Source organism: Shinella sp. NM-101 (assembly GCF_021401195.1).
Classification (GTDB): Bacteria; Pseudomonadota; Alphaproteobacteria; order Rhizobiales; family Rhizobiaceae; genus Shinella.
The window spans coordinates 1-1,346 of sequence record NZ_JACBFT010000051.1; the positions used below are offsets into that span (position 1 = coordinate 1).

At 56.8% G+C, this 1,346-nt stretch carries 1 protein-coding gene and 1 pseudogene; both read left to right on the plus strand.

Features of this window, described 5'->3' with window-relative positions; genetic code table 11:
• Positions 1 to 150: 150 nt before the first annotated feature.
• Positions 151 to 606 carry a hypothetical protein gene (locus tag L0976_RS28515; RefSeq protein WP_234190767.1) on the plus strand — a complete coding sequence of 152 codons (456 nt, stop codon included), beginning with the start codon at positions 151 to 153 and terminating at the stop codon, positions 604 to 606.
• Between the two features lie 93 nt (positions 607 to 699).
• Positions 700 to 1,224: pseudogene (locus L0976_RS28520) on the plus strand (IS5 family transposase); the annotation flags it as partial.
• Positions 1,225 to 1,346 lie beyond the last annotated feature (122 nt).

The window sequence follows — 1,346 nt, forward strand, 5'->3', positions numbered from 1 at the left end:
TCAGACAGCGCCGCTTGAACCATCACGCCAAAGCGGCTTAAATCAACCCGCAAACCGAGCCGGAAACTCCGCTCTTCCAAAGCCCGAAAAGTCTCAGTTCATTTGACGACGGACAGATCACGGGTCCTAGCGCGGGTGCCAGCGCCTTTAGTGGTTTCGCAGATAGAATATCGGCTGGAAGAGTCTTGGGGCTTCGGTGGTCCCGGCGATAACGAAACTGGCTTTGTTGTCTATCGGCTAACTGACGCGAGCGCTGAATGGGCAAGAGGCCAAGGGGGTCGCTTAACTGCCGCGCTAGATGGTTCCAGCAAATCTTGGCGAGCAACGCCCATTGATTACGCCGGCGATAAGCGGGCGTTCCGCGAATGGTCTCCAAAAGAGTGGGGTAAGCAGATTACATCCGGCGAAAATGTCGAGCCGCGTATTCCAACGCTGTTAGAATACTTAAACAAATATGGCTTCGATATTCCTATTGAATCTGGAAAAGATGTTGAAGTAAACGAAGCGATACAGTCGTCCGGCTCCTTCTATAAATATGGAAGAGGCGGGAGCGTCACCATTGTCGATCCGAAAAGAGGTAAGGTTTATTTCGCCTATGCCGGATGAACGCGGTTTTCCGTTCGGCCGAGTCTTAGAGCCCGCCCGAGAATTGGGGTTGAGTGATCGGGCTGATGATGATTCCAAGGAGGGGTCTGAAGCCTGAATGGAAGCGCCACGTGGAACCCGACCACCCGGCGGCTTTATAGTCGCAATCAGCCCCGATACGAAACCGACCTGACGGATGGCGAATGGAGGGTGCTCTCTCACCTGTTTCCTGAACCTGCCCGCAGAGGGCGCAAACCCGCCTGGCCGCTGCGCGAAATCGTCAACGCGATCTTCTACGTGTTGCGCGGCGGCATCCCGTGGCGGCTTATCCCGAAAGACCTGCCGCCCAAGAGCACGGTGTTTGGTTACTTCTGCCGATGGCGCGACAGTGGGCTATTCACGAGGATCAATCGTTGCCTTGTTGCGTTGGACCGCGAGCGGACTGGGCAAGAGGCCCCGCCGAGCGCCGCCGTGCTGGATAGCCAGAGCGTCAAGACCACCGAGAGCGGCGGTCCGCGTGGCTATGACGCGGGCAAGAAGGTCAAGGGTCGCAAGCGACAGGTGATGGTGGACATGGATGGTCGCGCACTCGTGCTTGATCCCCAGCCCGCAGACATTCAGGACCGCGACGGAGCGATCCGTAAGCGGTGTTTTGCACCCACCTTCCGGATCACGGCGTGATTGACGATGTTGAGCCGAATGAGGGCTTGGACATATGTCGATTTCAGAGCTTACGCTTACATCCAGCGATAAAGAGCCGG